At 68.5% G+C, this 1018-nt stretch carries 1 protein-coding gene; it reads left to right on the top strand.

Going from position 1 to position 1018, the window contains the following annotated elements:
- Window positions 1-16: 16 nt before the first annotated feature.
- On the top strand, window positions 17-1018 hold a 1002-nt coding region (locus tag QZ281_RS14190; protein ID WP_292229439.1), incomplete at its 3' end, for an HlyD family secretion protein.

Here is a 1018-nt window from a genome sequence, read left to right as displayed (position 1 = left end):
GTAGTTTCACCTCACTATGCAAGTTGTAAAAACCGACACCACCAATGTGGCCCCGCAACTGTCGGGCCGTGTGACCGAGGTTCTGGTCACCGACAACCAGCAGGTTCAGGCCGGGGACATTCTGGTCAAGCTGGATGACGCCGACCAGCGCGCCGATCTGGCGCAGGCCGAGGCCAATCTGCAGGCCGCCATCGCCGCCGTCGGCAATGTCGACGCCCAGTCGCAGCAGGAAAAGGCCAACGTCGCCGCCCGCGCCGCCGCCGTCGCACAGGCCCACGCCCAGGCCAATCTGGCCCACGCCGAAGTCGAGCGTTACGGCAAGCTGGCCCAACAGGGCTGGGTCTCGCAGCAGCGCATCCAAACCGAACAGGCGCAGGCCCAGACCTCTGTCGCCGCCGTCCAGCAGGCCCAGGCCGCTCTGGTCGCCGAGCAACGCTCGGCAGGCGTGCTCAGCTCCAGCCGTGAACAGACCGTCGCCGCCGTTGAACAGGCCCGCGCCCGTCTGGACGTGGCCCGCATCGCACTGGAACGCACCGTGATCCGCGCGCCTGTCGCCGGCGTCGTCGGCGCCCGTAGCGTGCGCGTCGGTCAGTTCGTCAGCGCCGGCGCCCAGCTTCTGTCCATCGTGCCGCTGGGCGACACCTATGTGGTGGCCAACTTCAAGGAGACGCAGTTGGCCAAGATGCGCATTGGTCAGGACGTCGAGATCACCGCTGACGCCTTCCCCGGCCGCAAGATCCATGGCCGCGTCGACAGCTTCGCCCCCGCCACCGGATCGCAGTTCGCCCTGATCCCGATCGAGAACGCGACCGGCAACTTCACCAAGATCACCCAGCGCGTCCCTGTCCGCATCGCCGTGGCCCGCAATGACGGCGGCCTGGCCCTGCGCCCCGGCCTGTCGCTGGACATCAAGGTCGACCTGAAGAGCGGCCAGAACGGCCAGCTGTTCGCCGACGCCGTCGCCGCCCCTGCATCCGCCAGCGCGCCTGCGCCCGCCACTGCACAGACGCCTTCGGAG

The sequence above is a fragment of the Brevundimonas sp. genome (assembly GCF_018608325.1).
GTDB lineage: Bacteria > Pseudomonadota > Alphaproteobacteria > Caulobacterales > Caulobacteraceae > Brevundimonas.
The sequence above is the reverse complement of the archived record's forward strand: the minus strand, read 5'-3'. Positions and strand labels throughout refer to the sequence as shown.